This window comes from Branchiibius cervicis (assembly GCF_042661605.1).
GTDB classification, from domain to species: domain Bacteria; phylum Actinomycetota; class Actinomycetes; order Actinomycetales; family Dermatophilaceae; genus Branchiibius; species Branchiibius cervicis.
In genome coordinates this window covers 777,440-803,549 of the sequence record NZ_JBHSWJ010000002.1, presented here as the reverse complement: position 1 = coordinate 803,549, position 26,110 = coordinate 777,440, and the positions used below count along the sequence as shown (strand labels likewise).

The window sequence follows — 26,110 nt, the reverse complement described above, 5'->3', positions numbered from 1 at the left end:
CTACGGTCGGTGCGTGACGACGTACGACGATGATCTGCGCCTGGCCCACGTCCTCGCCGACGCGGTCGAGCCCATCACGCTGGACAGGTTCCGCGCGCAGGACCTGAAGGTCGAGACCAAACCCGACCTGTCGCCGGTCAGCGACGCCGACCTGGAGGTCGAACGGGTGATCCGCGCCCAACTCGGGCGGGTGCGCGGTCGCGACTCCGTCCGCGGCGAGGAGTTCGGCACCGAGGGAGCGCCGCGCGGCAGTGGATCATCGACCCGATCGACGGCACCAAGAACTACGTGCGCGGGGTGCCGGTATGGGCCACGCTGATCGCGCTGGTCGAGGACGGCGTGCCGGTGGTGGGCGTGGTCGCCGCTCCGGCTCTCGGCTCCCGCTGGTGGGCGGCGGCAGGCACCGGCGCGCGGGCCGGACGCTCACTGTCCTCCTCCCGGCCCATCCACGTATCCGAGGTCTCGTCGCTGACCGACGCATCCTTGTCCTACTCGAGCCTGCACGGCTGGGCCCAGCTGGGCCGCCAGGACCAGTTCGCGGACCTGATGGACGTGTGCTGGCGCACCCGCGGGTACGGCGACTTCTGGTCCTACATGTTGGTCGCCGAGGGTGCGGCCGACGTCGCCGCCGAGCCGGAACTGGCGGTGCACGACATGGCCGCCCTCGTGCCGATCGTGCGCGAGGCCGGCGGCCGGTTCACCGGACTGGACGGGGTCGACGGGTGTTGGAGCGGCAATGCGGTCGCGAGCAACGGGCTGTTGCACGACGAAGTGCTGCGGACCCTGGGCACGGAGGTTACGAGCTAGTTCGAAATCGAAATGGCTCCGGTGGCAGACTGGTAGCACCCCGACCATCCCGGGCCCGGATCTGGCACGACAGGAGCCGCCATGAGCACGACCGTCAGCACCGACCTGCCCCAGCGTTGCGAATTGCGTACGACGCTGCCCGGCCCACGCTCGCTGGAGCTGGCGCAGCGCCGTACTGCGGCCGTTGCCGCCGGCGTGAGTTCGACCATGCCGGTATTCGTCGCCCGGGCGGGCGGCGGAGTGATCGAGGACGTCGACGGCAACCTGCTGATCGACCTCGGCTCGGGCATCGCGGTCACCACCGTGGGCAACAGCGACCCCCGGGTGGTCGCCGGTGTCCAGCAACAGGTGGCTGACTTCACCCATACCTGCTTCATGATCAGCCCCTACGAGGGGTACGTCGCGGTCGCGGAGAAACTGGCCGAACTGACTCCGGGCGACCACGCCAAGAAGTCGGCGCTGTTCAACTCCGGCGCTGAAGCCGTCGAGAACGCGATCAAGATCGCCCGGCACGCCACCGGGCGCACCGCGGTGGTCGCGGCCGATCACGCCTACCACGGCCGTACCAACCTGACGATGGCCCTGACCGCGAAGGCCATGCCCTACAAGAAGGGCTTCGGGCCGTTCGCCTCCGATATCTACCGGGTGCCCGCCTCCTACCCGCTACGCGACCCCGATGGGATGACCGGGGCCGAGGCTGCCGCCCGCAGTATCGCGATCGCGGAGAAGACGGTCGGTGCGGACCAGATCGCTGCGTTCATCATCGAGCCGCTGCAAGGCGAGGGCGGGTTCATCGTGCCGGCACCGGGTTACCTGGCGGCGATGGCTGCGTGGTGCAAGGACAACGGGATCGTCTTCATCGCCGATGAGGTGCAGAGCGGATTCGCCCGCACCGGAACCTGGTTCATGAGCGAGCAGGAGGGCGTCGTCCCGGACCTGGTGACGACCGCCAAGGGAATCGCCGGCGGCTTGCCCCTGGCCGCGGTGACCGGACGCGCGGAGATGATGGACGCCGTACACGCCGGTGGACTCGGTGGTACGTACGGTGGTAACCCGGTCGCGTGCGCAGCTGCTCTGGGCGCGATCGAGACGATGGCGGCCGACGGATTACTGGAGCGGGCCGCACACATCGAGGACATCGCCACCGCACGGTTGCGCGAGATCCAGTCGGCGCACCCGCAGCTCGGCGACATCCGCGGCCGCGGCGCGATGCTGGCGATCGAGATCGTGCAGCCGGGCGGGATCGAGCCGGATGCTGCGCTCACCGGTGCGGTCGCGAAGTACTGCCACGAGCGCGGCGTCGTGGTGTTGACCTGTGGCACGTTCGGCAACGTCATCCGGTTGCTGCCGCCGCTGGTGATCGGCGACGAGCTGCTGCTGGAGGGCCTCGGCGTTCTGGCTGAAGCGTTCGACGAGCTCGCCTGAGCCGCGAGGGTGCTCGAGACCGGGGCCACGGGCCCGAGCGCCATTGTTCTCAACGGTGGGTCGAGCTCGGGCAAGTCGTCTTTGGCGTTAGCCCTGCAGTCGGAGCTGCCGGGCTCGTGGTTACGCCTGGGGATCGATGACTTCATCGACGCGCTTCCGCCCCGGCTCGTCGGCGCCGGCGGGTTCGAGGTCGAAGCCGACGGTGCGGTCACGATCGGCCCGGCGTTCACGGCCCTGGAGCAGCAGTGGCAGGCTGGTGTCGGTGCGATGGCCCGGCATGGCGCGCACCTCATCATCGAGGACAACTTCGTGAGCGGCGTTGCGGCGCAGAAGCGTTGGCGGAAAGCGTTGGAGGGTGTGACGACCGCGTGGATCGGCGTGCGCTGCACGCCGGTCGTCGCGGCCGAGCGCGAGGCGCGCCGCGGCGACCGTATCGCCGGAATGGCCGCGCGGCAGGCGCTTATCGTCCATGAGGGTATTGAGTACGACTTCACCGTCGACACCACCAACGCCGACCCGACTACGTTGGCGCGGTCCATCGCGCACCGACTCGCGCGCTGACCCCGGCTTCGGGTTATCCCCAGGGTCCCATCGAGTTCGCGGCACGGGAGTCGCAGTGCGGCTAGCGTCATTGACATCGGTTGGAGCGGTCTGCGAGGGGCGGGCTGCTCGGCCGGTTCGGGCGCTTCGGGGAGGGGGCGGGGGTGAGTCTGACGCTGACGGACGCGGCGGCGTCCAGTTCCCTCCCCGAAACGGACCTGGTCGAAGGAGTGACCGCGCTCCACACGGCCCTTGACGGCCTGACCGCCTCCCGCAGCACCGATGCGGCGATCAGTGACGAACGGCTGCGCGCGGTGTCCGCGGCGTTGGCGCGGGCCAAGGCGCGCATCGATGCGGTGCTGATGGTGATCGCCCGGGACCTGAGCGAGCGGGATGCGGCGAGGGCTGCGGGAGCGGTGAGCACCGGGCAGCTGCTGGCCACCGACTTCGGTGGGGATCGCGCGGATACGAGCCGATTGGTGACCACCGCTCGGCAGATCACCAACACCCCGATGATCGAGGAGGCGTTGGCCAGCGGGTCCATCAACCGCGACCAGGCGGCGATCATCACCCGGGCGATGAACAACCTGCCGGCGGCGGTTCCGCAGGTCGAGCGACAGGAGGCCCAGCGGTCGCTGCTGACGATCGCCGGCGAGGCGAGCATCCAGGATCTGGGTAGGGCCGCGACGCGCGCTGCAGAGGCATTCAAGACCCGGGCGCAGGCCGATGCGCACGAAGAAGATCAGCTACAGGCCAGAGAGCGCAGGGCGCGGCGGTCCAGTTCGTTCTGGATGCGTGACAACCGGGATGGGACCTGGCGCGGGTACTTCACCGTCCCCGATCTGGAAGCTGAGTCACTGCGGACGGCTGTGGAGGCGCTGGCCGCGCCCCGGCGCTATCACCTGGACGAGTCAGCCGACCACGTCGATGAGGCCGAGCCTGATTGGTGGCCGATGGACAAACGGCACCGGGACGGGCGGGCGTTCGCCGCGGTTTGTACCCACCTACCCATTGACGCTCTGCCCAACGCGGGCGGGATCAGCTCATTGCTCACCGTGAACGTCGACTATGAGGCCACGCGCGCGGCAGTGGCCCGCCTGGCGGCAGGGGCTCAGACCGCCCCGAGCACGGAGACCGACTCCGGTGGGAGCGCTGTCTCGACCGAGGGCCAAGACCCCGGCGGACCGGACGGGTCGACCGGAACCGGACACGCCCCAGGGTTCCTGGTCGGCCTCGGCCACGGCACCCTGCCGTCGGGGACGCGCATCAGCGCCGCGCAGGTCCGGCTACTGGCCTGTAGTGCCGGCGTCCTGCCGCAGGTGTTGGGCGGCGCGTCGCTGCCGTTGGACCTCGGTACTACGCAGCGGTTGTTCAACGCCACCCAACGCCGAGCACTGGCCGTCCGCGACCGAGGTTGCTGCTATCCAGGCTGTGATCGGCCGCCGGCCTGGTGCGAGGGACATCACTGGCGCGACGCCTGGAAACCTCGACGTCTTGGCGGTCCCCACGGGCCCACGGACATCGCCAACGGCTGTTTGTTGTGCGCCTATCACCATCACCTGGTCCACGAACGCGACATCGAGATCCGGGAACGTGACGGGCACCTTGAGTTCCTCGTCCCACCGCAGCACCTGCAGGGCACTCGCACCGCCTACGGCGGGGACCTGTTTGCGCCGGACAACCCACCCGGTGAGCTGCAATGGCAACGCAACTATCACTGGGCTGCCGCCTGACGCGGAGCGACGCTGAAACAAGCACGATCAGCCGACTACGCTCAGCCGACCACGCTCACGTCACCGTGACCGAGCGCGCGGACCGCATCCGCGTGCTCGGCGGCATCCCCCACCAGCACGATGCTGCGGGGGTGTCGCGCCACAGCGACCACGCCTGACTCACGTCGTCCGCGGTCAGCGTGGGCAACTGCGCCAGGTATTCGGTCACGTAGTCCGTGCCGAGACCGAACAGGGCAAGGCCGGCAGCCTCGTCGGCCACGACGTCGGCGGTGGCGTAGCGGCCGGGGGCGGTACGAGCAACGTAGTCGGCCCCGTTGCGGACCTCCTCGGACGTGAATTCCGTTGCGCCATCGAGGATTGTGAGTAGCAGGTCGAGTGCAGGAGCGGTCACGTCGGCCCGCACCGACCCGGACACCAGGAAGGTGCCGTCGTCCTTGCGGGGACGGAATCCGGCCCGGATGCCGTAGGTGTAGCCCTTCTCCTCCCGCAGCACCGCATCGATACGTGCAGTCGGAGCGCCGCCCAGGACGAAACCGAGGACCGGGTAGGGCGCCCAGTCGACGCGGCGTGCGGGGCCCGCCTGACCGACGTACAACTCGGTCTGGACCGAGCCTGGGCGGTCGACGAACACGATGCGCGCGCGGTCGTCGGCCAATTCATCGTGGGTCGACGGCGCGGGTGTCGTCACCGGGGACCACGCTCCCAACGTCCCGGCCAAGGCCTCACGAGGGTCGTCGAAATCACCGGCGACAATCAGCGTCGAATGTCGAGGTGACAGGTACCCGTAGAAGTCGCGGCAGTCGTCCGGGGTGATGGCGGCGACCGTATCCGCGCTGCCCGCGGTCGGACGAGAGGCGCGACTGCCCGGGGTGTAGTAGGTCTTCACCCATTCCACGGCCGCCCGGCTCCCCGGGTTGGCCAGCTGGTGGTCGATCTCGGAAAGGCGCTGCCGTACGTGGCGATCCACCTCCGTCTCATCGAAGGCCGGTCGACCCAAGAACTCCGCTAGCAACTCCCAGCCGACGTTCAACCCACGAGCCGTCGACTCGGTGTCCAATGTCAGGCCGTTCTGCCCGAAGGAAGCGCCGTAGGCAATGCCGTGCCGTTCGAGGAGCTCAGCCGTCTCGTCCGCCGAGCGCGACAACGTGCCCTCGTCAAGGGTTCGACTCACGATGGTCGCCACGCCTTCGACAGCCCGCGGCTCCGCCGACAACGGCACGGGAACGACAAGCCGCGTCGAGATCACTTTCTGCCCGGGGCGTCGGTAGAGCAACACCTGCATACCGTTGGGCAGCCGGAAACTGTCCGGGACCGGGAACGTCCATGGCTGCGGCGGCGCCACCGCCGGCCTGGCGCTCACGGCTTCACCTCGTAGGTCACGACCGCCCGGGAGTCCGGATGCAGCCATCGCCTCGCGACCCGGGCGATGTCGGCGGAGGTCACCTGCGCCACGCTATCCAGATAGGTGTTGATGAACTCCGGGTCGTCGTACAGCAAGGTGTAGTGGCTCAGCAGATCGGCCCGCTCGTCCTGGGCAGCGAGGGACTGCAGCCACCACCGCTCGGTGTCGGCCAGTACAACCTCCATCTCCACCTCGGTCGGAGGTCGCTCCGCCAGGCCGGTCAGCTCCGCCACCAGGGCCTCCTCCAGCGCGGCCACCGATACACCGTCGGCCGCGTCGAAAAGGAAGTAGCCGAGAGAAACCCCCGCGGCCAGGCCCATCACGCTGCGGCCGACGTGGGTGGCCTGCTGGCTGCCGCGGACCAGACGCCGGTAGAGGCGGGAGGTCGCGCCACCGGCCAGGACATCGAACGCCAACTCGGCGGCCAGGAAATCCGGGTCATCGGCGGCGGGCAGCCGGAACGCGACATAGAGCCGGTCCTCGGGCACGTCCTCGACCCGTTCCAACCGCACCGGCGCTTGGAGGGGTCCGAGCGCCGGGACCGGACGATCCGCCAGATCCACCGGCTCCAATGCGCCGAAGTACCGGTCCGCCGCTGCGAAACCGTCCTCCTCGCTCAGGTCTCCGACCAGGGTCAGCACGGTGTTGTTGGGGGCGTAATGCGCTCGGAAGAAGTCGTGCACATCCTGCAGGGACGCCGCGTCCAGGTCGGCCATCGAGCCGATCGTGGGGTGCTGGTAGGGGTGGCCGTCCGGGAACACCGCCGCGTAGATGTCGACCAGCGCGTTGCCGTAGGGCCGGTTGTCGTATCGCTGCCGCTTCTCTTCCTTCACCACGTCCCGCTGGTTGTCCAGGCACTCCTGGGTGACGGCGTCCAGCAGGCCGCCGTGCCGGTCAGCTTCCAGCCAGAGCGCCAACTCATAGGCCCCGGTCGGGACCGTCTCGAAGTAGTTGGTGCGGTCGAACCACGTGGTCGCGTTCAGTCGCGCGCCCTGGGCCAGCAGCGTCGCGAAGTGTTCTCCCTCGGCGACATTGCGCGAACCCTGGAACATCAAGTGCTCGAAAAGATGGGCGAACCCGGTGTGCCCCGGCTCCTCGTGGCGGGAACCGACCCCCACCCACAGGTTGACGGACACGGTGGGTACGGACCGGTCGGAGCTCACGACGACGCGCAGCCCGTTAGCCAGTTCGCGTACGGCGATCGGATAGTCCAGCGGCATGCGGACACCTTAGGCACGCCGACACGCCACACGACATTCAGGCATGGTTCAGCTACCTACGCCACGGTGCGCACCAGCGTCGGAACCTCCGACGCTCACCTGATAAGGAGCACTCCGATGGCTGTATCCGTGGACCTCACCAAGGCCCTTGACAAGGCGTACGAGGACAAGACGCTCGAAGAAATCCTCGACGCCCCGGTCGACGCGCTCGCGGGCCTGACCCCCAGCACGCCGAGGCGTTGCAGGAACTGCTCGGCATCAAGTCCATCCGCGACCTGGGATCCAACAAGTACTTCGCGACGGCAGGAGTCTTGGTCGCCCTCGCGGGCCGCGCCGGCTGACCCGGTCAGACCCCCGGACGGGCGCCGTACGACCGGGGTACGACGTCGTCCGGGGCGTCCGGATCGACCAGCGGTTGACCGTCCCCGGTCGTCGCCCGGCGGGGCAGATCCGCCGACGGGGTGAAACTGTCACCCAGTTTGTGGATCGCCAGGCGTCCGTAGATCTGCTGCTCGGTGCTGGTCCGCTCGCCGCGGGCCCGCCCCAGGAACGACACCAGCCAGTGGAAGAACGTCGTGAACTGGCTCTTGAAGCCGATGATGTAGAACAGGTGGACGGCCAACCACATCAACCAGGCCAGGAACCCCGACAGCCGTAGCTTGCCGACCGAGGCAACCGCGCTGAACCGGGAGATGGTCGCCATCGAACCCTTGTCCTTGTAGTGGAACTGCGGGTCGGTCGGTTTGCCGTGCAACCGGTTCTTCACCTGCTTGGCGGCGAAGTGACCGCCCTGGATGGCTACCTGCGCCACACCGGGCAACTTGTCCAGGGACATCATGTCGCCGACCACGAAGATCTCCGGGTGACCGGGCAGCGTCAGATCGGGGTTGACCGAGATGCGGCCCGCCCGATCGACCTCGGCCCCCGTCTGATCGCCCAGGATCTTGCCCAACGGGCTGGCCTGCACACCGGCCGCCCACACCTTGCACAGCGCGATGATCCTGCGCCGGTTGCCATCCGAGTCCTCGACGTTGATCCCGTTGGCGTCCACGTCGATGACCTTCGCGCCCAACTGCACATCGACGCCGAGCTGCTCCAGCTTCTTCTGCGCCTTGCCGCCGAGGCGGTCACCGAACGCCGGGAGTACCTGCGACGCCGCATCCAGCAGGATCACCTTGGTGTCCTTGGGATTGATGTACCGGAAGTCCTTGGAGATCGTGCGCCGCGACAGTTCGGCGATCTGCCCGGCCATCTCCACCCCGGTCGGACCGGCACCGACGACCACGAAGGTCATCAGGCGCGGTACGTCGTCGTGATAGCCCCCGCTGGCCGCCAGCTCCGCCAGTTCGAAGGAGCCGAAGATCCGGCCCCGCAGCTCGAGGGCGTCGTCGATGCTCTTCATGCCCGGTGCGAACCGGGAGAACTCGTCGTGGCCGAAGTAGGACTGTCCCGCACCGGCTGCGACGATCAGCGTGTCGTAGTCGTAGCTGTTGGTCGTGTCCAGTGCGTCGGCGGTGACGACCTTTTTCTCGACATCGATGTCCCGCACGTGACCGAAGAGGACGGTGACGTTGCGCTTGCGCGACAGGACGTCCCGGGTCGAGGGCGCGATGACTCCCTCGGACAGGATGCCGGTGGCCACCTGGTAGAGCAACGGCTGGAACAGGTGGTGCGTCGTGCTGGAGATCAGCAGGACATCGACATCGAGGCGAGCCAGCTTGCGGGCGGCGAACAGCCCCCGAAGCCGGATCCGATGATGACGACTCGGTGGCGGCCGTTGTGGGTCGGGCCAATCTGATCGGGCATGGTTCCTCAACACTCCGGTCCGGCGACAATGGGCGGAGAGACTAGTCTGCCGTACGGCCACCGCGACCGTAACCGTCACTAGAGTGGCCAGCACTGTGACGATTCCCGCATGGAGCACCGATGAATCAGCCTGAAGTCCGTCCTGCGACGCCGATCTCGTGGGGGGATGCATCGGCATCGGCCGACCAGCCTGCCTGGCAGGGCCCGCCCGCCCGCCGGTCCGGGTCGGCCACCCCCGAACCCAGGCACGCGGCGTACGTCGAGTCGCCGGCGCCCGCCTACGACCCGGCCCTCGACGAACCCGCCCCCGCTCCGGATGCGCCCTCGGCTGACTACGCGCAGCCGTGGGTGCAAGGCGGCACCGCGCACACCGCCGAGGAGGTCCACCAGGTGTGGGCCGAGCACCACACCAGCCCCGAGGCACTGTCCGGTGAGCCGGAACCGGCGATGGCGGCACCTGCCCCGGCTGCGCCGCCCGAGCCCGCCGCCGACGACGACGACAGCCTCACGCTGGGCCGCGCCCGCTCCAATTCGATCGTGCTGGACGACATGCTCGTGTCTCGCCATCATGCGCGCATCAGCGCGGACGACCAGGGCCTGATCATCGAGGACCTCGGCAGCCGCAACGGGACCTTCGTCAACGGACGCCGGGTGCAGACCACGCGTCTGCACGAGGGCGACCGGATCGGTATCGGCGCCTCGACCTTCGAGGTGCGCGATGGGTGGCTCGTCAGCGCCTGAGCGCCTCAGCCGGCGCCCGCGCCGCGCTTCAGCCGCACCGACATGGCCCGTTGGGCCTCCCGGTTGTCCTGCCGCTCGCGCAGCGTCTGGCGCTTGTCGTGCAGCTTCTTACCCTTGGCGACCGCAAGTTCGACCTTGGCCCGGCCGTCGACGAAGTACAGCGCGAGCGGGATCAACGTGTGACCCGACTCCCGCGACGCGACGACCAGCTTGTCGATCTGGTGCCGGTGCAGCAGCAGCTTGCGCCGCCGCCGGGCCGCGTGATTGGTCCAGGTGCCTTGCAGGTACTCCGGGATGTAGACGTTCTCCAGCCACAGTTCGCCGTCGCGCTCGCTGGCGAATCCGTCGACCAGCGACGCGCGGCCCATCCGCAGACTCTTGACCTCGGTGCCGGTCAGAACCAGACCCGCCTCGACGGTGCCCTCGATGAGGAAGTCGTGACGGGCCTTCTTGTTCTGTGCGATCACTTTGCGACCGGTCTCTTTGGCCATACCGGCCAGTCTACGAACCGGCCGCAAATTCATATCCCGGTCAGGTCAGCCAGGTCAGCGGATTGACCGCGCGCCCGTCCTCCATCACGGCGAAGTGCAAGTGGCATCCGGTGGAGCGGCCCGTCGTACCGGAGTAGCCGATCAGCTGACCCTTTTTCACGGAGGTGCCGGGTTTGGTTGCGAACCGGGACAGGTGGGCATACCACGTGCCCAGGTCGACGCTGCCGACCAGACCGTGATCGATGACGACGTGGTTGCCCGCCACCGGGTCGTAAGAGGTGCTGATGACGGTCCCGGCCGCTGCGGCGTACACCGGGGTGCCGCACGGGAAGGGGAAGTCGTCACCTTCGTGCATGAGCCAGATGTGCAGCACGGGATTCAGCCGCATGCCGAAGCCGGAGCGGATGGTGCTGACCGGCATGGGCGGGGTCAGGAAGAGCCCCGAGGTGTCGCCACTGCTCTGCGCAGCCGCCTGCTGCCGGGCGTTCGCGGCCGCCTTCGCGCGCAGGGCCGCGTTCTTGGCCGCAGCGGCCTTCGCAGCCGCCGCTCGCTGCGCCAGCACCTTCGACAGCCGGGCGGATTCAGCCTGCTCCTTCTTGAGGTTGGCCAGTTCGGCGGACTTCTGCTTCTCCAGGTCCGCCTTCTGCTGGGACTGCGTCTTCTGCAACGCCACCAGGTCGTTGCGGGCCTTCGTCGCCGCGTCGCGGGCCACGTTGGCCCGGGTGAGCGCGTTGTCCGCGTCGATCTTGAGCTGGGCGACCCGGCGCTTGGCGGCGCTGACCCGGTCCTGCGCCGCTTGCTGGGCCGCGCGCTGGCTGGTCAGGTTCGACAGCACCGAACCCTGTTGGCGCATGACGACATCGGCCACCGTGAGGTCGGTGTTGTCGTTGGACGTCAACAGGTTCAGGGTCAGTCCCAGCGAACCGAGGCCGCCGGACATGTAACTCTGGCGAGCGATCCCGCCGACCAGAGCACGGGTCTTGGTCTGGGCCGCGGCGTTGGCGGACAGATCGGCCTTGCCCTGCGCTTCATTGGCGTCGGCGATCTGCAGCTGTGCAGCAATGTCGCGTTGGTGGTTCTGGGCCGAGATCACTTCAGCCTGTTTGTCCTGCAACGTCTTGGTCGCCGCGGCCACCTTCGCGTTCGTGGCGTTCAGCTTGTTGTTGGCGGCGATCAGTGCGGCGCTGGTGTCGTCCAGATCGTCCTGCAGCTGCGAGATGTGCTGGTCGACCTTGTGCTTCTGCGCGTCAGGGTCGTCAGCGTACGCGTGCGTGCCCAGGGCGAGCGTGCCCAACAGCGTCACGGTCACCAGACCTGTTCGCACCGCCCGCATCCGGAAGACTCCCTTGCCTCTCATACCTGCACCTGCCGTCGCAACGTGATCCACGACGTCACCAAAGCCAGTATGAGCGCTCCGCCCACCAACCACGGTGCAATCACCCAGACGTCGCGCGTCGTGATGATGCTGATGATCGTCCCGTCGGTCGGGGACGACACCAGTTGGCTCACCCCGAAATGCACCATCGCCCAAAGCAATCCGACTGCGAGCGCCGCACCGACGAGGGCAGCGGTCGTCGTCTCGATGATGAACGGCAAGGAGATCGTCGCCTTGGAAGCACCCACCATCCGCATGATGTTCACCTGCCGTCGACGGGTGAACGCGACCTGGCGGATGGTGGTGCTGATCAACAGGATCGAACACAACACCATGACGACCGCCAGGACCGCAGCGCCGATGCTGATCACGTTCAGCAACTTGAAGAACGAGTCCAGCACCTTGGTCTGATCACTGACCGCCTCCACGCCGGCCGTCCCGTCGAAGGCCTGGACGACGTCGTCGTAGCGCGCCGGGTCGGAGAGTTTGACCCGGAACGAACTGGGCATCGAGTCAACCGTCACCTGGGACAGGTAGGGCGACCCGGCGAACTGTTCTTTGAACCGCGCGTAGGCGTCCTGGGCGCTCTCGTAGTACACCTGCTCGACCAGTGGCTTCATGGACTCCAACTGGTGCTTGATCGCCTCCTGCTGCGCGGGCGTCACCGCGCCGCCGGAGCAGGAAGGAACGTCGCTGGATTGCGCGGTGCACATGAACACCGAGACCTGGACCTTGTCGTACCAGTACCCCTTGGCCAGGTTCACCTCGCGCTGGGCAAGCAGCCCGGCGCCGAGGAAGAACAACGAGACCATCGCGACCAGAACGACCGAGACGAACATCGAGGCGTTGCGCCGCAGGCCGCTGCCCACTTCGCCCAGGATGAATCGCAACCGCATCAGCGATCGGCCTCCCCGGCTGACTCGCGTCGTACGCGCCCTCCTGCTCGTCACGGACCAGGACCCCGTCGCGCAACTCGATGACCCGCTTACGGGACTCATCGACGATGCCGCGCTCGTGGGTGGCCACCACGACGGTGGTGCCGGTCTTGTTGATCCGTTGCAGTAGCCGCATGATCTCCTGGCTGGTTTCCGGATCGAGGTTGCCGGTGGGCTCGTCGGCCAACAGGATCGGCGGCTCCTTGACCACCGCCCGCGCGATCGCGACACGCTGCTGCTCGCCACCGGACAGTTCGTGCGGCAACCGCTTGGCCTTGTCGGCCAGGCCCACCAGTTCCAGAGCCTCGGGCACCTGTTGTTTGATCCGGCGCCGTTTGGCACCCAGCACCTGCAGCACGAAGGCGACGTTCTGCTGGACCGTCTTGCCCTCGAGCAGCCGGAAGTCCTGGAACACCACACCGACCTCCCGGCGCAGCGCCGGGATACGCCGCTCGGGCATGTCCGCCAAGTTGTGACCGGCCACCTGGATCCGGCCGTGGGTCGGCGCGACCTCCCGGGTCACCAGTCGCAACAAGGTCGACTTACCCGACCCGGAGGCGCCGACGACGAACGCGAACTCACCGCGCTCGATCTCCACGCTGACGTCATCGAGCGCTGGAGCAGAGGAGGTGTCGTACCGCTTGGTCACATGGTCGAGCAGAATCACGGTGTGTAGGAGTGCTCCGGGTCGCGATGGCGGACAGGTCCGGGTCGAACCTACGTTCCCCGCGGCCGCGGATTGACACGGCACGCCGGGAGTCGACGAACTCCCGCGATTCCGCCGGACCCGGCCCGGCGAAGTAACCTGGACAATCGTGGCTGTCGACTTCCCCGAAGAGATCAAGAAACTGCGCACCACGATGGACTCGGTCCGCGAGGTGACGGATCTGGACTCGCTGCGCGCCCGGATCAGCGATCTGGAGGCCAAGTCCGGGGCGCCGGACCTGTGGGACGACCCCGAGCACGCCCAGGAAGTGACCTCGGCCCTGTCGCGCGCCAACTCCGAGCTCGAACGCGTCGAGTCGATGGACAGCCGCATCGACGACCTGGAGGTCCTGGTCGAGATGGGTCAGGAGGAGGGTGACGCCGACACGCTGGCTGAGGCCGAGGCGGATCTGATGACCTTGACCAAGGACGTCGGCGAACTCGAGGTCCGCACCCTGCTGTCCGGTGAGTACGACGAGCGGGCAGCCGTGATCACCATCCGGTCCGGCGCCGGCGGCGTCGACGCGGCCGACTTCGCCGAGATGCTGATGCGGATGTACCTGCGCTGGGCCGAGCGGCACGGCTATCCGACGAAGGTCATGGACACGTCGTACGCCGAGGAGGCGGGCCTGAAGAGTGCCACCTTCGAGGTCAACGTGCCCTACGCCTACGGGAACCTACAGGTGGAGGCGGGTACGCACCGGTTGGTGCGGATCAGCCCGTTCGACAACCAGGGCCGGCGACAGACCAGCTTCGCGGCGGTGGAGGTTGTGCCGCTGATCGAGTCCACCGACTCGATCGAGATCCCCGAGAACGAGATCAAGGTCGATGTGTTCCGCTCCTCCGGCCCCGGCGGTCAGAGCGTCAACACCACCGACTCCGCGGTCCGGATGACGCACATACCCACCGGCATCGTGGTCTCGATGCAGAACGAGAAGAGCCAGATCCAGAACCGCGCCGCGGCCCTGCGCGTGCTGCAGTCGCGCCTGCTGTTGCTGCGCAAGGAGCAGGAGGCGGCCGAGAAGAAGGAACTGGCCGGAGACATCAAGGCCAGCTGGGGTGACCAGATGCGGTCCTACGTGCTGAACCCGTACCAGATGGTCAAGGATCTGCGCACCGAGCACGAGGTCGGCAATCCCACCGCCGTGTTCGACGGCGACATCGACGGGTTCATCGAAGCGGGTATCCGTTGGAAGCTTTCTGCCGACAAGGACTGATGCCAGCATCGGACCCATGCGCTACCTGAAGTGGACCGCTCCCGCCGTCGCCGCCTGTGCCGCGCTCGGGACACTGGGAACCAAGCCTGACTCACCGTGGTACCAGGGCCTGAAGAAGCCCTCCTGGCAGCCGCCCGCCTGGCTGTTCGCCCCGGCGTGGACCACCATCTACTCGTTGACCGCGCTGGCCTCGGCCCGGACCCTGGAACGGCTACCCAGCGACAAGGAACGCCGCGACTACGCCGTGGCGCTGGGCGCGAACCTGGCCCTGAACACCGCATTCACCTGGGTGTACTTCGTCGGTGAGCAGGTCAAGACCTCCGTGGCCGTTCAGGCGGTGCTGGAGGTCAGCACCCTGGACCTGATCCGGCGCAGCGCCACGGTGGACCGTGCCTCGGCGCTGATGCTGACGCCGTACGCCGCGTGGGGTGCCTTCGCGCTCGCGCTGAACGCCGACATCGCCCGCCGCAACTAGTTGGCTGAGTCCGGCACGTCCTGGGCCAGCTCGTAGGCGCGGATGGGGGTCATCGGCACCCCATGCAATGACACCGTGCGGTAGGTGCTGACCTGCGCGCAGCCGGTAGCCGCGTCCGCCGTCGTCGCGTAGTCCGGCGCCGGCGAACTGGACGATACGCTGGGAGTGGGGGTCGGCGTACGGGAGGCAGAGGAGGAGGCGGAGGTCGACGGGCTCTTGGCGGTCGACGTCTTTTTCTGCGACAACGCCTGGTCGCCGGCGATCTTGGCGAACAGCGCCGCGGCGTTGGGCGCCACGATCAGTTCGTTCTTGTTCGCCGGGTTGTAGTCGGTCGGCGTGGTCACGAAGGTGATCCGGCTGCTTGGGACGTCCTTGATCTCCAGAAGCAAGCTACTCAGCGCGGTCACGGAGCCGAGGTCGTCATCGACGGTCACTGCCTTGGTCGCGGCGTCGGCCAGGTTGTAGACCTTCACCGGGTTCGCCAGGGTCGAGGCGGATTCGACCTGGCGGATCATCGAGGACAGGAACAAGTGCTGGGCGACGGTCCGGCCGACGTCTCCGCCGTCTCCGAAGCCGTGCCGGGTCCGCAGGAACTCCAGCGCCGCTTTGCCTTCCAGCGTGTGCGTGCCCTTGGCCAGCTTCAGGTGCGAGTAGGTGTCGTAGACGTTGTTGTCAACGCACACCTGCACTCCCCCGACGGCATCGGACATGGTCACGACTCCGGCGAAGTCGATAACCACGAAGTGGTTGATGGTGATCCCGGTCAGCTGACCGACGGTTTGCGCGGTACAGGAGGGTCCGCCCATCAGGCTGGCGTTGATCCGGTCGGTGCGCGCCGGGATGGTCTTGCCGTCGTTGGTGCAGGCGGGGATCTTGACCACGGTGTCGCGCGGAATGCTCAGCACCGAGGCGTTCGACCGGTCGGCGGCGACGTGGACCACCATGATCACATCGGCGTTCGCGCCATCGGACTCGGCGGCGGCGTTCGACGTGGTCGTCTCTTTCGCACACGCTCCGCCCAGGGCGCAGTTGGCCTGCCCGTCGCGGGTGTCCGAACCCATCACCAGGATGTTGATCGGACCCGATTTCTTCTCCTTGGCGGTGCCGACGCCCACCAGGTTCTGGGTGCGGATGTTGCCGTTCAGGTGGTGAAGGAGCAGTCCACCGGTGACACCGGCCGCGACCAGGACCACCAGGACGGCGGCCAGGATGCGGCGGCGGAGAACAGCGGTGCGAGCGCGGCTGCGAGCCGCGGAGCGGGAAACGGGTTCGGGCACCGGCTGACGATAGTCGGCCCGGCTGTGCAAGTCATGGGCGGGGCCCGGTTACCAACTCGGTGTCGGATCGGGCGTCCGATTGCACCGTGATGGTGACGTCCTTGCCGATCAACGCGAGCAACCCGCCCGACAGCGGCGGATGCACGGTGCCACGCAGGACCACTCGCGCGGTGCGTCCATCGGAGCTGCCCGTCCCGTCGATCACCGCCCAGCCGGTCACCTGGCCGGGCCGGTGTTGCCGGCCGAGGCTCGCGGCGGCATCGGTGCGCACGCTCCGGTCGGAAAGAGCCACCTGCTGACCCACTCCGCTGCGATAGATCGCACCAGGGTCCACTGCGTCGGCCGCATCCAGCGCGGCCGCGTCGGCTGCGTCGATCATCTGCACCCGCGCCAGCTGGATGGCGGTGACGTCGATCCCGCCCATCACCAGCAGGCCGAGGAGCGCGAACAGGCCGGCGCCCAGGAGCAGCACTCTGCCTCGCTCGCCGTCCGCCCGCAGCCGCTGGAACCGGTTCACCGTTTGAACCGATCGACCGCTTCGGTGTGCGTCGCGGACACCGAGATGCTGGATGGCACGACTCCTCGCAGGAAGTCGGGAATCAGCGGCAGGTCGACGCTCAGGTCGGCCCGGGTCGTCACGGTGCTTCCCCGGGCCAGGCACACCCCTGCGCAGCGCGCGACCAGGTTTCCCGCGGCGCCGAAGCCCTGGTCCTGGAAGGCTAGGCGGGCGGCCGCCCTCGCCCGCTGGCTCGCGACCGCAGGGGTGTCCGCCGCGACGAACGTGCGCGCACTCTCCCGCGCGGCCGCCGTCACCGCATAGGTGCCCGCTTGCAGCCGGGCCAGAGTGATGACCAGGTAGAACACCGGCAGCGCGAGCAGGATCCCCACGACGAGGAACTCGATCACCGCCGACCCGCGATCGCCGTCTCCGAGGCGTCGCCGCAGCGTGATCACTGGGCCTCCTGGTAGGCGCGGCCGCTGACGATGAGAGTTTGCGACGGACCGAATGGACCCACGACCGGCAGCGGCGCAACGACGGTTACGCGTACGACGCGTGCCCCGCCCTCGTCCACCACATCCGCGCGCACGTCCCGGGCGAAGCGTCCCGCGAGCCCGCGGGTGATCAACTCCCGGGCGCGGCTGGCCCCGGCATCCGCCGTGGCGTCGGCGCGAGCCCCGAAACGGGCGCCCTCCGTGGCGTCGGAGATCAGCGTGTTGCGCACGAAGAGCGCAAAGCCGACCTGGAAGGCCGCGAGGAACATCAGGATGAGCAGCGCGCCCACCATCACGAATTCTGCTGCTGCAGAACCTCTTTCGCGATGTATTCGGTCAGCCACCCGTGACACTGTGGATCGCCGTACTGAACATGCCGGTCAGTGCGGGACCGGCGAACTTCCACAGCGCGGTCACCAGACCCGCCGTCATGATGGTGATGAGCACCCATCCCGGAACGTCGCCTCGCTCCCGGTCCTCGGCCGGCAGGTGGGTTCGGACCACCATGGCGCGCAGGATGCGCTCGTTCAGCTGTCGTGCGGTTTTCATGTCTTCCTCCGGTTGTTTCTTCGGTGTGGTGATGAGACGGGTTCACATGTTGAGGTCCAGGATGGAAAGGCCCGGGTAGATGGCGAACAGGATCGTCACCGGCAGCACCAGGAAAACCACGGGGATCATCATGTAAATCTCCCGGCGGCCCCCCGACTCGATCAGTTGCTGCTTGCTGGCGTCCCGCGCGTCCTGGGCCTGGGCGCGCATGACGTCTGCCAATGGCGTGCCACGCTCGACGGCGACGACGATGCCGTCGACGAACCGGGCGAGCCCGGGCAGCCCCGTGCGGTCCGAGAGCCCCTGCAACGCCTCCGGCAGCGATGCCCCGGCGCGGGCATCCACCAGGCAGCGCTGCAGTTCCGCGGACAGGTGCCCGCTGGACAGGTTGGCGATGCGCTCCAACGCGGCGGCCGCCCCTTCTCCGGCAGTGATTGCGAGCGCCAACATCTCTGCGATTGCTGGGAATTCGCCCAGGATGGCTCGCTCGCGCGACTCCGCCGACCGACTCAGCATCTGGTCGCGCAGGACCACTCCGCCGGCCACGGCGATCGGGATGAGGATGACGTCGGTGATCGACGTCCCGCCGTTCAGGAGTTGGAGCGTCGCGTAGCCGGCGGCAGCCACCCCCGCGACCAGACCCCACATCGCCTGTTGCGCACGAAAGCCGTCCACGTCGTCGGGTTGGCCGCCCCGGGCAAGACGGCGGCGCACCGAGGTGGTGCCACCCAGCCAGTGATCGACCAGGGTGCCGGCGCGGCGCAGCAGGGGTGCGAGGACGGCGTTGACGGAAATCTCGTCGGCGCTCCCGGCCAGCAGATGCGAGGGCCGGGGCGCGGTCACGACGTACGGCGCGATGCGGTCGGCCAGCGTCGCCTGCCGGCGCATCGGCAGACCCCGCCACACCAGCAGCAGTCCCGTCCCGAGCAGCGCACCGCACAGCAGTCCGCTCCATAGCGGGTTCATCGCATGACCCGTTCTTCGTCGGGCAACTGCCCGAGGCGACGCATCACCCGATAGGCGATCAACGAGACCGCTGCCCCGATCGCGAGCACGACCACACCGGTCGAACTCTGGTACGCCTGCAACGACTCACCGCGGGTTGCCATCAACGCCAGCACGATCCACGGTGCACACAACGCGAGGCGGGCGGCGTTGACCGTCCAGCTCTGACGGGCCTCGAGTTCGGCGCGGGTGCGCGCGTCGTCACGCAGGAAGGAGCTCAGCGTACGCAGCAGGCGCCCCAGGTCGGTGCCGCCGACAGCACGGGCGATCCGCAGCGACTCGACCAGCCGGTCGGACACCGGGTCCGCCAGGTTGTCCTTCAACCGGTCCAGTGCCTCGTTGAACTGTCCGGTGGCGCGGTAGTCGTGGGCGAAGTCGGCGAACGCCGGTCGCAATTCCTCCGGCCCGCGAACGCCCAGCTGGGCCAACGACTCCGGAAGAGCCATGCCCGCGCGCACGGCGCTCGCGATGTTGTCGACGACGTCCGGCCAGACCTCCCGCAGGACCGTGCGGCGACGGCGTGCCCGCATCCGGACGAACGCCAGCGGCGCGTACCCCGCGATGATGGCGAACGCGGCACTCACCGGCGCGACGGACGTGGCCGCCATCGTCAGAACGAACACGCCCGTGCCTGCGATCAGGCACATCGCGATCAACTGACCGGCACCGATGGAGGTGTACCCGGCTTGGCCGAGCAGATCTCGCAACCGGGTGAGCAACCCCGCGCGCGGCGTGCTGATGGACACACCGGTCCGCGGCCACCACGACCACCACAGGCAGAAGACACCCGCTCCCAACAACAGGACCGGGATCATGACGCATCAGCCAGGATCGCGGCCACGTCGAAACCGGCGCGCTCGAACCGCTCGCGGTGCGGCGGGAAGCCGTCGGCGCGCACCAAAGTGTCGGATCGACGTACGAACAAGGGGGCCAACTCGATCACGTCACCTTCGGCGCGACCGGGCACCGCGCAGACCTCACGTACGAGGCGGCGACCGTCGCGCTCCAACGCCACGTGCACGACGATGTCGATGGCGCTGGCCACGGTCGGCACCACGAAGCTGGAGCTGACGTTCGGGCCGGCCAACAGCGGCAGAGTGCACATCTTCATAATGGCCTCACGGGCCGAATTAGCATGCAGCGTAGCCATTCCCGGCAATCCGCTGTTCAGTGCGATCAGCAGGTCCAGGCTCTCCTCCTGCCGGACCTCACCGACAATGATCCGCGACGGTCGCATTCGCAACGCCTCTTTGACCAGGCGCCGCAACGGGATCTCTCCGGTGCCCTCCAGGCTCGGTTGGCGGCACTGCATCGCCGCCCAGTCACGTAGCCCAAGCTTCAGCTCGAAGACCTCTTCACACGACACGACACGTTCGTTGGCAGGGATCGCCGAGGCCAGGCAGTTCAGCATCGTGGTCTTCCCGGCCTGGGTACCGCCGGCGACCAGGACGTTCAGACCCGATGCGACCGCAGCGGCCAGGAAACGAGCCGCGGGAGTACCGATCGTGCCTAGCGCGACCAGGTCGTCGAGCCGGTCCGCCCGGGCGACGAACTTGCGGATGTTGATCAGCCAGTGGGTGCGGGAAACATCCGGGATCGTGACGTGGAGGCGCGACCCGTCCGGCAATGTGGCATCGACGAACGGCGAGCTCAGATCGATCCGGCGCCCGCTGGGTTTGAGCATCCGCTCGACCAGAGCGCGGACCTGCTCCGACGTGAGCATGGTGTTGGTGAGTTCGGTGCGTCCTCGCCGCGCGATGAACACGCGAGAGGGCTCGTTGACCCAGATCTCCTCGACTTCGGGGTCGTCGAGGAACGGCTGCAGCGGCCCGAACCCGGCGACCGCATCGAGCACCTGCCGGTGGGCCGAGGCACTGTCCGGCAGCGGGTCCAGCCCGCCGTGCAGTGCCCGCTCCTCATAATCGCGCACGGCGGCGCGGACCAGGTCGGCGACCGCGTCGTGATCCCGCGCCGGGTCCAATCGCTGGCGACGGATCAGTTCCCTGACCTCGCCCTCGACCAGTTGGACGCCGTTCATCGAGTACCCCCTCGTTCGGCATCGCTCCCCCGAGCGACGAGCACGATGAAAGCCGATCAGCGACACCCTGTGGGGGTTTCCACAGCTGACTTTAAGAAACCTTTACACCGTGGCGAGTTATCCCCAGCGTGTCCTGCACCGTGCGAACCGATCTCGCAGACTTCGGCTATGACGCTTGTGCGGTTGACGATCTTCGAGGGCGCCGTGAGCCGGGACATCGTGGTGCGCTCCCCTCCGGAGCGACGTGGAGCGACGTGACGGCAGCGAATCCGACTCTGCCTGAAGCACTCTTCGCCGGAGAACGCCGGGTGGCCGACACCGATGTCCTGGGCCGGGAACCCCTCGTCCACGCCGCCGTGCTCAGCACCGCACCCACTGCGCTGCCGCCGCGCCATCTGCTGGAGTTGCACGTCGTCGAGGGACCGAGCGCCGGAGCGTGGGTGCCGCTGGGTGCGAGCGAGGTCACGGTCGGCCGGGGTCGCGGCGCAGTGCTGCGGGTGTCGGACCGCTGCGTCAGCCGCCACCACCTCACCGTCGGCCTGGACTCTGGCCGCGTCGTGGTGGCTTCGAACGACCCGACCAACGGCACCCTTGTCGATGACCAGCCGCTGAGCGACGCGCGAGAAGTGACCATCGGCAGCCGCATCGCCATCGGCGACAGCGTGCTGCAGCTCTCGCGGCGGGATCCGGTGCCCGAGGTGACCTGGCCCGATCCGCCCGCAGCGGTGCAGGTCCGCATGCCCACCGCCCCGCACCCGCCGGAGAAGCGACCCTGGCCGCTGGCGATGGCGTTGCTGCCGCTGGTGGTGGCCGGCGGTGCTGCGCTGCTGCTGCACAATCCGATGTTCCTGATGTTCGCGATCCTGTCACCGGTGATGCTGCTGGCCCAGTACCTCACCGATCGTCGTGGCGGCTCCCGCTCCCACCGCCGGACGACGGCCGCGTACCGCAAGGACCGCGCGCACGCCGAGGAGACAGTACGTCGCGCGCTGGAGCATGAGGTCGCCGTACGCCGAGTGCGGACCCCCGCTCTCGGCACCACCCTGCGCGTGGCCCGCTGCGGGTCGTCCGCGCGCTGGTCGCGGGATCCCACGGTCGAGATGCGGGTCCGCCTGGGGAGCGGCACCGTGACCTCCGCGGTGACCCGGCGGCCGGAGGGGCACGCATTCGGCGACGACGACGCGCAACCGGTCATGCTGGCCCGGGCGCCGGTCGAGCTGGATCTGCACGCTGCCCGTCGTGTAGAGCTCGCCGGTCCCCAGCGGTACCTGCTGGCCCAGTCCCTCATCACCCAAGTGGCTACCTGGTTCTCTCCCCGAGATCTGCAGATCCGGATCTGTTGTTCGACGCCCGATCATCCCGCGTGGCAATGGCTTCGCTTCCTGCCGCACGTGCTACCCGCCCCGGACGCCACGCCGTTCATCGGGCCGCACCCTCTGGGCGTGGCCCACGGAGCAGTGCTGCTGGTGATCGACGGGGTGGAGCTGAATTCTCCGGCTGAGGCCATCATCATCGTGCTCAGCGATGACGACACCTCGCGCCCGGGTCGTCTCGTGACCACCGAGCACAGCGGCACCGCCGGGTTGGCGCCGTCGCCGGATCTGGTTCTCGACCTGCCCGCACCCGGTCAGGCCGAGGCCGCCGCCCGTGCTCTGGGCGCCGCCGGAAGATCCACGGTCGGACGCGTCGGCCTGCCCATCGAGGTTTCGCTGATCGACCTGCTGCGCGACGAGCGGGGCATCGATCCCACAGACCCCGACGCTGTGGCGCGCGCATGGTCCAGGGCCACGGATCGTGTGCTGCTGGGACGGGCCGCGGACGCGGTGTGCGAGATCGACCTTCCGCTGGACGGACCGCACGCCCTGGTCGCCGGCACCACCGGAGCCGGCAAATCCAGTCTGCTGCAGACGTTGCTGGTGTCGTGGGCGTTGAGCCGGCCACCCCAGGAGCTGAGCTTTGTACTGATCGACTACAAGGGCGGTTCGGCGTTCTCCGGGTGCGCGAGCCTGCCGCACACCGTGGGGCTGGTGACCGATCTCGACGTGTCGCTCACGGCCCGGGCGCTGCGCTCCCTGCAGGCCGAGATCCGCCGCCGCGAGCAACTCCTGGCGCGTGCCGGCGCCGCCGACTTCGCCGCCCACCGCGACGGGGGCGGGTCCATGGCACGGCTGGTGCTGGTGATCGACGAGTTCCGGGTCCTCGCCGATGAGTTGCCCGATTTCGTCCACGGCCTGGTCCGGCTGGCTGCGGTCGGCCGCTCGCTCGGAATCCACGTGATCCTGGCCACCCAGCGGCCCGCAGGCGTGGTCTCCGCCGACATCCGGGCGAATATGGACCTGCGAATCGCTCTGCGGCTCAACGATGTTACCGACTCACGCGACGTCATCGACGCCGACGACGCAGCCCGGCTCGACCCCACGGCGCCGGGGCGCGCCGTCGTCCAGCGGTCCGGGACGCGGCGCGACGTCGTCCAGGTGGCCAGGGTGAGCGGCCGCACCCCGCTTCACGACGCTGCTCCCGAAGTGCTGTGCGTCGACCCGGCGACCGGCGCACCGCAGCCACGGCCGGTGCACGGTGAGCAGGAGGACCTTGCTCGCATCGTGGCTGCGATCCGGCGCGTCCACGAACGCCAGGGCTCCGGCGCGCCTCATCGCCCCTGGTTACCGTCGTTGGCGACTCACCTCACTGCCCAGGTCTGCAGTCCGGGAACGGCCCCGCTGGGGATGGTCGATCTGCCAGACGCGCAGCGGCAGGAATGGGCGGGTTGGTCGGTGGACGACGGCAACCTGCTGATCGCCGGCGGTCCGGCCAGCGGCCGCAGCACGGTGTTACGGACGATCGCCACCGGAAGCTCCGAACCGGTCTACCTCCTCGGTGCAACGAAAACCACTGTCTTAGAGAGATATCCGCACGTCGGCGCCGTCATCGCATTCGACGAGCATGCCCGCATCCACCGATTGCTCACCTGGTTGGACGAGCGCATCGCTGCTGGTCAGCGGGAGCCCGTGCGGATACTCGTCGACGACTGGGACACCCTGCAGGCGCGGACCGACGCGGCGTCCCTCACGCTCGGCGACCGCTTGCTGGCCATCATGCGCGACGGCCCTCGTGCCGGCGTCATCACGGCGGTTGCCGGCGGCCGTGCCGTGGTCAGCGGCCGGGTGTCCGGGCTCGCGGCACGGCGGCTGTGCCTCACCGGCAGCGGCACCGACGATCTGATCCTGCTGGGTGTGAAACCCACGCACCTACCCTCGCTGGCGACCCCCGGCCGAGGCCTGCTGATGCCCGACGGATCGGAGATCCAGTGCGCCCTCCCCGGTGAGCCGGCACCGCGCGCTCCGATCGCCGTACGTTTCGATCCCCTTCCGGCGGTGGTAGATCCGCTACCCGACGGGGCGTTCGCGGTCGGCGTCGACGGCCCGATCCGTTGGAGGGCCGACGACCGGACGGTCCTGGTCGTGGGACCCCCGGGCAGCGGCCGCACCAGCGCACTGCGGGCCATCTCGCGCGCCGACCCGGGCCCGGCCTTCTGGGTGACCGATCCGGCCCGGAGCGGCGAGCTCACCCGGTGGGCGGCCGAGCAGCCAACCGGCGCGATCTACGTCGACGACGCCGACCACCTGGCCGGTACGCCGATGGAAGGCCTGCTGGTCGACCTCGCCGCTCGCCAGCGGGTGATCGTGGCCGCTCAGCTGTCCGCCGCCGCCAACGCCTTCACCGGCTTACTACCCCTGGTGAAACGCGCTGGAACCGGGGTGATCCTGCAGCCCGGTCCACGCGACGGTGAGGTGCTCGGCGTCAATCTGCCCACGTCGTACGACGAGGGGCCGGGCTCCGGTGTCCTGGTGCGCCGGGGGCAGATCACCCAGGTGCGTGTCGGCATCGGGCCGCTCACAGGCGTTTGCCGAACCACTGCGTCCCGTCCGGAGAGGGCAACGGGGTGAAGCCGATCCGGTGATAGAACGCAATGGCTCCGGAGTTGTCCTTGCCTGCGCCCAAATGGACCCCGGGTACGCCGCGTGCCCTCAGCGCGTCGCACAGCACCTCGATCAACCGGCGGCCGAAACCCTTGCCCTGCAGGACCGGTAGCAGATCGACGTGGAACTGCGCCGGGTACTCGGTGGCCAGCGGGTTGCGAGCCGTGCCCTGGCTGTACCCGGTTTCGATCACCACCTCCTGCATCGTCGTCGGCCGATCGGCGCGCGGATAGCGGTGGGCCACGGTCGGCCACCACTGCGTGGCGAACCACTGGTCAAACTCCAACGTGTCGGCGGTGGCGACCAGGTAGCCGACCGGCGGCTGTTTTCCGTCGGCGACGACCCAGGCAAGGTCCGGGCAGTGCGCCAGATACGGATTGAGGAAGATGTCCGGCAGGAGGCTGGCCGGTTCGAAGAGACCGGTCGCGTCGCCGCCCATCGCCCCGGTGCGCACGCAAACCTCGGCCAGCGCCTCGTCATCGCCGGTTCGGTAGCTCCGGATCCGCCAATTCATCGCAGCCGCAACGGTTTCCACGAAAGATCCGGAACCGCGACGTCGTGCGTCAAGGCAGCGAGCGCCTCCACACCATCCACCAGCCGCGGGCCAGGGCGGGCGAACGACGCGTTCGCGTCGACCGCCCACACCGGGACGTCGGGCAACCGGTCGAGGATCAGGCCACCGAGGCGCGCGGAGTCCGACACGTCGTACCCGCACGGCGCCACGACAATCAGGTCGGGCCGGCAGTCGTGCACCGCGGCCCACTGCACCCGTTCCGAGCGCTCACCGGCGACACCGAGGGCCGGTTCGCCCCCGGCGATGGTCACCATCTCCGGGATCCAGTGACCGGGCGCGAACGGGGGTCGGTCCACTCCAACACCAGCACGCGGGGTCGGCGATGCTGCGCCACCTGCCGCGCAACGGCGGCGAGGCGCTCCTGCAGGTCAGCCACCAGCGCAGCCGCCGCATCATCATGCCCGGTCGCCGCCCCGAGGATCCGGATCGAGTCCAGCACCTCGGTCATCGTGTGCGGGTCGATGGTCAGGACCTGCGCCGTGCAGCCGAGGTAGGCCAGTGCCTCGTCGACCACCGAAACGTCGACCGCGCACACCGCGCACAGGTCCTGGGTCACCACCAGGTCGGCGTCCAGCGAACGCAGCGCGTCGGCGTCCAAGTGGTAGAGATCCTCGCCCCGCGCCAACGCGGCCGCGACGTAATCGTCGATCTCCCGTGGCGAGAGACCGTGCGGCATGGCCGAATTCGAGATGATCGTGCGCTCCAACGCCTCCGGTGGCGTATCGCATTCGAAGGTCACCCCCACCACGTCGTCGCCGGCTCCGATCGCGAAGAGGATCTCCGTGGTCGATGGAAGGAGGGACACGATACGCACGCCCCGACCCT

General features: G+C 68.5%; 24 protein-coding genes and 2 pseudogenes. 8 read left to right on the top strand and 18 right to left on the bottom strand.

Annotated features, from left to right (window positions below; all coding sequences use genetic code 11):
- The first annotated feature begins 13 nt into the window (after positions 1-13).
- From ACFQBT_RS04470 to ACFQBT_RS04455, 4 genes and pseudogenes are all read left to right on the top strand, one after another.
- Positions 14-807: pseudogene (locus ACFQBT_RS04470) on the top strand (inositol monophosphatase family protein).
- A gap of 81 nt (positions 808-888) precedes the next feature.
- The gene (gene gabT / locus ACFQBT_RS04465) at positions 889-2,232 is read left to right on the top strand and encodes a 4-aminobutyrate--2-oxoglutarate transaminase (RefSeq protein WP_377820697.1); all 1,344 of its coding nucleotides are present in this window, start codon (positions 889-891) and stop codon (positions 2,230-2,232) included.
- A 9-nt stretch (positions 2,233-2,241) separates the two neighbouring features.
- Entirely contained in the window at positions 2,242-2,793 is a 552-nt protein-coding gene (locus tag ACFQBT_RS04460; protein ID WP_377820696.1) for a phosphotransferase-like protein, read from the top strand.
- A gap of 143 nt (positions 2,794-2,936) precedes the next feature.
- On the top strand, positions 2,937-4,505 hold the full coding sequence (locus ACFQBT_RS04455; protein WP_377820695.1) for an HNH endonuclease signature motif containing protein: 1,569 nt from the start codon (positions 2,937-2,939) through the stop codon (positions 4,503-4,505).
- A 55-nt stretch (positions 4,506-4,560) separates the two neighbouring features.
- On the opposite strand, the gene ACFQBT_RS04450 is transcribed toward ACFQBT_RS04455, so the two are convergent.
- The 3 genes from ACFQBT_RS04450 to ACFQBT_RS04440 all read right to left on the bottom strand — a co-directional run bounded on the left by ACFQBT_RS04450 (position 4,561) and on the right by ACFQBT_RS04440 (position 8,943).
- Positions 4,561-5,865 carry a M16 family metallopeptidase gene (locus tag ACFQBT_RS04450; RefSeq protein WP_377820693.1) on the bottom strand — a complete coding sequence of 435 codons (1,305 nt, stop codon included), beginning with the start codon at positions 5,863-5,865 and terminating at the stop codon, positions 4,561-4,563.
- Positions 5,862-7,127, bottom strand: coding sequence for a M16 family metallopeptidase (locus ACFQBT_RS04445; protein ID WP_377820692.1), 1,266 nt, complete (start codon positions 7,125-7,127; stop codon positions 5,862-5,864). Before ACFQBT_RS04445 ends, ACFQBT_RS04450 begins: the two co-directional genes overlap by 4 nt.
- 346 nt (positions 7,128-7,473) lie before the next feature.
- On the bottom strand, positions 7,474-8,943 hold the full coding sequence (locus tag ACFQBT_RS04440) for an NAD(P)/FAD-dependent oxidoreductase (RefSeq protein WP_377820690.1): 1,470 nt from the start codon (positions 8,941-8,943) through the stop codon (positions 7,474-7,476).
- Between the two features lie 110 nt (positions 8,944-9,053).
- On the opposite strand from ACFQBT_RS04440, the gene ACFQBT_RS04435 reads away from it, so the two are divergent.
- The gene (locus tag ACFQBT_RS04435; RefSeq protein ID WP_377820689.1) at positions 9,054-9,674 is read left to right on the top strand and encodes an FHA domain-containing protein; all 621 of its coding nucleotides are present in this window, start codon (positions 9,054-9,056) and stop codon (positions 9,672-9,674) included.
- Between the two features lie 5 nt (positions 9,675-9,679).
- Here ACFQBT_RS04435 and smpB read toward each other — a convergent pair whose 3' ends face one another.
- The 4 genes and pseudogenes from smpB to ftsE form a co-directional block, all read right to left on the bottom strand.
- The gene (smpB, locus tag ACFQBT_RS04430; RefSeq protein ID WP_377820688.1) at positions 9,680-10,165 is read right to left on the bottom strand and encodes an SsrA-binding protein SmpB; all 486 of its coding nucleotides are present in this window, start codon (positions 10,163-10,165) and stop codon (positions 9,680-9,682) included.
- Between the two features lie 40 nt (positions 10,166-10,205).
- Positions 10,206-11,522 carry a peptidoglycan DD-metalloendopeptidase family protein gene (locus ACFQBT_RS04425; RefSeq protein ID WP_377820686.1) on the bottom strand — a complete coding sequence of 439 codons (1,317 nt, stop codon included), beginning with the start codon at positions 11,520-11,522 and terminating at the stop codon, positions 10,206-10,208.
- On the bottom strand, positions 11,519-12,436 hold the full coding sequence (gene ftsX, locus ACFQBT_RS04420; RefSeq protein WP_377820684.1) for a permease-like cell division protein FtsX: 918 nt from the start codon (positions 12,434-12,436) through the stop codon (positions 11,519-11,521). Before ftsX ends, ACFQBT_RS04425 begins: the two co-directional genes overlap by 4 nt.
- Before the next feature lie 124 nt (positions 12,437-12,560).
- Positions 12,561-13,124: pseudogene (gene ftsE, locus ACFQBT_RS04415) on the bottom strand (cell division ATP-binding protein FtsE); the annotation flags it as partial.
- A 166-nt stretch (positions 13,125-13,290) separates the two neighbouring features.
- On the opposite strand from ftsE, the gene prfB reads away from it, so the two are divergent.
- Both prfB and ACFQBT_RS04405 read left to right on the top strand, forming a co-directional pair.
- The gene (gene prfB / locus ACFQBT_RS04410; protein WP_377820682.1) at positions 13,291-14,397 is read left to right on the top strand and encodes a peptide chain release factor 2; all 1,107 of its coding nucleotides are present in this window, start codon (positions 13,291-13,293) and stop codon (positions 14,395-14,397) included.
- Positions 14,398-14,413: 16 nt separating this feature from the next.
- Entirely contained in the window at positions 14,414-14,872 is a 459-nt protein-coding gene (locus tag ACFQBT_RS04405; protein ID WP_377820681.1) for a TspO/MBR family protein, read from the top strand.
- Here ACFQBT_RS04405 and ACFQBT_RS04400 read toward each other — a convergent pair.
- From ACFQBT_RS04400 to ACFQBT_RS04365, 8 genes are read right to left on the bottom strand one after another with little or no spacing between them, the layout of a single operon-like run.
- Positions 14,869-16,149, bottom strand: coding sequence for an LCP family protein (locus ACFQBT_RS04400; RefSeq protein ID WP_377820679.1), 1,281 nt, complete (start codon positions 16,147-16,149; stop codon positions 14,869-14,871). The two genes, ACFQBT_RS04405 and ACFQBT_RS04400, sit on opposite strands and share 4 nt — an antisense overlap.
- A 31-nt stretch (positions 16,150-16,180) precedes the next feature.
- Positions 16,181-16,666, bottom strand: a complete 486-nt coding sequence (locus ACFQBT_RS04395) for a pilus assembly protein TadG-related protein (RefSeq protein ID WP_377820677.1) — start codon at positions 16,664-16,666, stop codon at positions 16,181-16,183.
- Positions 16,663-17,103: a pilus assembly protein gene (locus ACFQBT_RS04390; RefSeq protein WP_377820675.1), complete on the bottom strand. Its 441-nt coding sequence runs from the start codon at positions 17,101-17,103 to the stop codon at positions 16,663-16,665. Before ACFQBT_RS04390 ends, ACFQBT_RS04395 begins: the two co-directional genes overlap by 4 nt.
- Entirely contained in the window at positions 17,100-17,486 is a 387-nt protein-coding gene (locus ACFQBT_RS04385; protein ID WP_377820674.1) for a TadE family protein, read from the bottom strand. Before ACFQBT_RS04385 ends, ACFQBT_RS04390 begins: the two co-directional genes overlap by 4 nt.
- Positions 17,479-17,691: a hypothetical protein gene (locus ACFQBT_RS04380; protein ID WP_377825580.1), complete on the bottom strand. Its 213-nt coding sequence runs from the start codon at positions 17,689-17,691 to the stop codon at positions 17,479-17,481. Before ACFQBT_RS04380 ends, ACFQBT_RS04385 begins: the two co-directional genes overlap by 8 nt.
- A 42-nt stretch (positions 17,692-17,733) precedes the next feature.
- The gene (locus tag ACFQBT_RS04375) at positions 17,734-18,657 is read right to left on the bottom strand and encodes a type II secretion system F family protein (RefSeq protein ID WP_377820673.1); all 924 of its coding nucleotides are present in this window, start codon (positions 18,655-18,657) and stop codon (positions 17,734-17,736) included.
- Positions 18,654-19,511, bottom strand: coding sequence for a type II secretion system F family protein (locus tag ACFQBT_RS04370; RefSeq protein WP_377820672.1), 858 nt, complete (start codon positions 19,509-19,511; stop codon positions 18,654-18,656). Before ACFQBT_RS04370 ends, ACFQBT_RS04375 begins: the two co-directional genes overlap by 4 nt.
- Positions 19,508-20,734 (bottom strand): CpaF family protein, encoded by a 1,227-nt coding sequence (locus ACFQBT_RS04365; RefSeq protein ID WP_377820670.1) that lies wholly within the window; start codon positions 20,732-20,734, stop codon positions 19,508-19,510. Before ACFQBT_RS04365 ends, ACFQBT_RS04370 begins: the two co-directional genes overlap by 4 nt.
- Before the next feature lie 254 nt (positions 20,735-20,988).
- Between ACFQBT_RS04365 and ACFQBT_RS04360 the strand changes: the two genes are divergently transcribed.
- Positions 20,989-24,678, top strand: coding sequence for an FtsK/SpoIIIE domain-containing protein (locus ACFQBT_RS04360; RefSeq protein ID WP_377820668.1), 3,690 nt, complete (start codon positions 20,989-20,991; stop codon positions 24,676-24,678).
- On the opposite strand, the gene ACFQBT_RS04355 is transcribed toward ACFQBT_RS04360, so the two are convergent.
- Genes ACFQBT_RS04355 through ACFQBT_RS04345 form a run of 3 tightly spaced genes read right to left on the bottom strand, consistent with a single transcriptional unit; the run spans position 24,626 to position 26,099 of the window.
- Complete coding sequence (locus ACFQBT_RS04355; protein ID WP_377820667.1) at positions 24,626-25,246, bottom strand: GNAT family N-acetyltransferase; 621 nt, start codon at positions 25,244-25,246, stop codon at positions 24,626-24,628. The two genes, ACFQBT_RS04360 and ACFQBT_RS04355, sit on opposite strands and share 53 nt — an antisense overlap.
- Positions 25,222-25,539, bottom strand: a complete 318-nt coding sequence (locus tag ACFQBT_RS04350; protein WP_377820666.1) for a TroA family protein — start codon at positions 25,537-25,539, stop codon at positions 25,222-25,224. The genes ACFQBT_RS04355 and ACFQBT_RS04350 overlap by 25 nt, the downstream gene beginning before the upstream one ends.
- On the bottom strand, positions 25,533-26,099 hold the full coding sequence (locus ACFQBT_RS04345) for an ABC transporter substrate-binding protein (protein ID WP_377820664.1): 567 nt from the start codon (positions 26,097-26,099) through the stop codon (positions 25,533-25,535). Before ACFQBT_RS04345 ends, ACFQBT_RS04350 begins: the two co-directional genes overlap by 7 nt.
- Positions 26,100-26,110 lie beyond the last annotated feature (11 nt).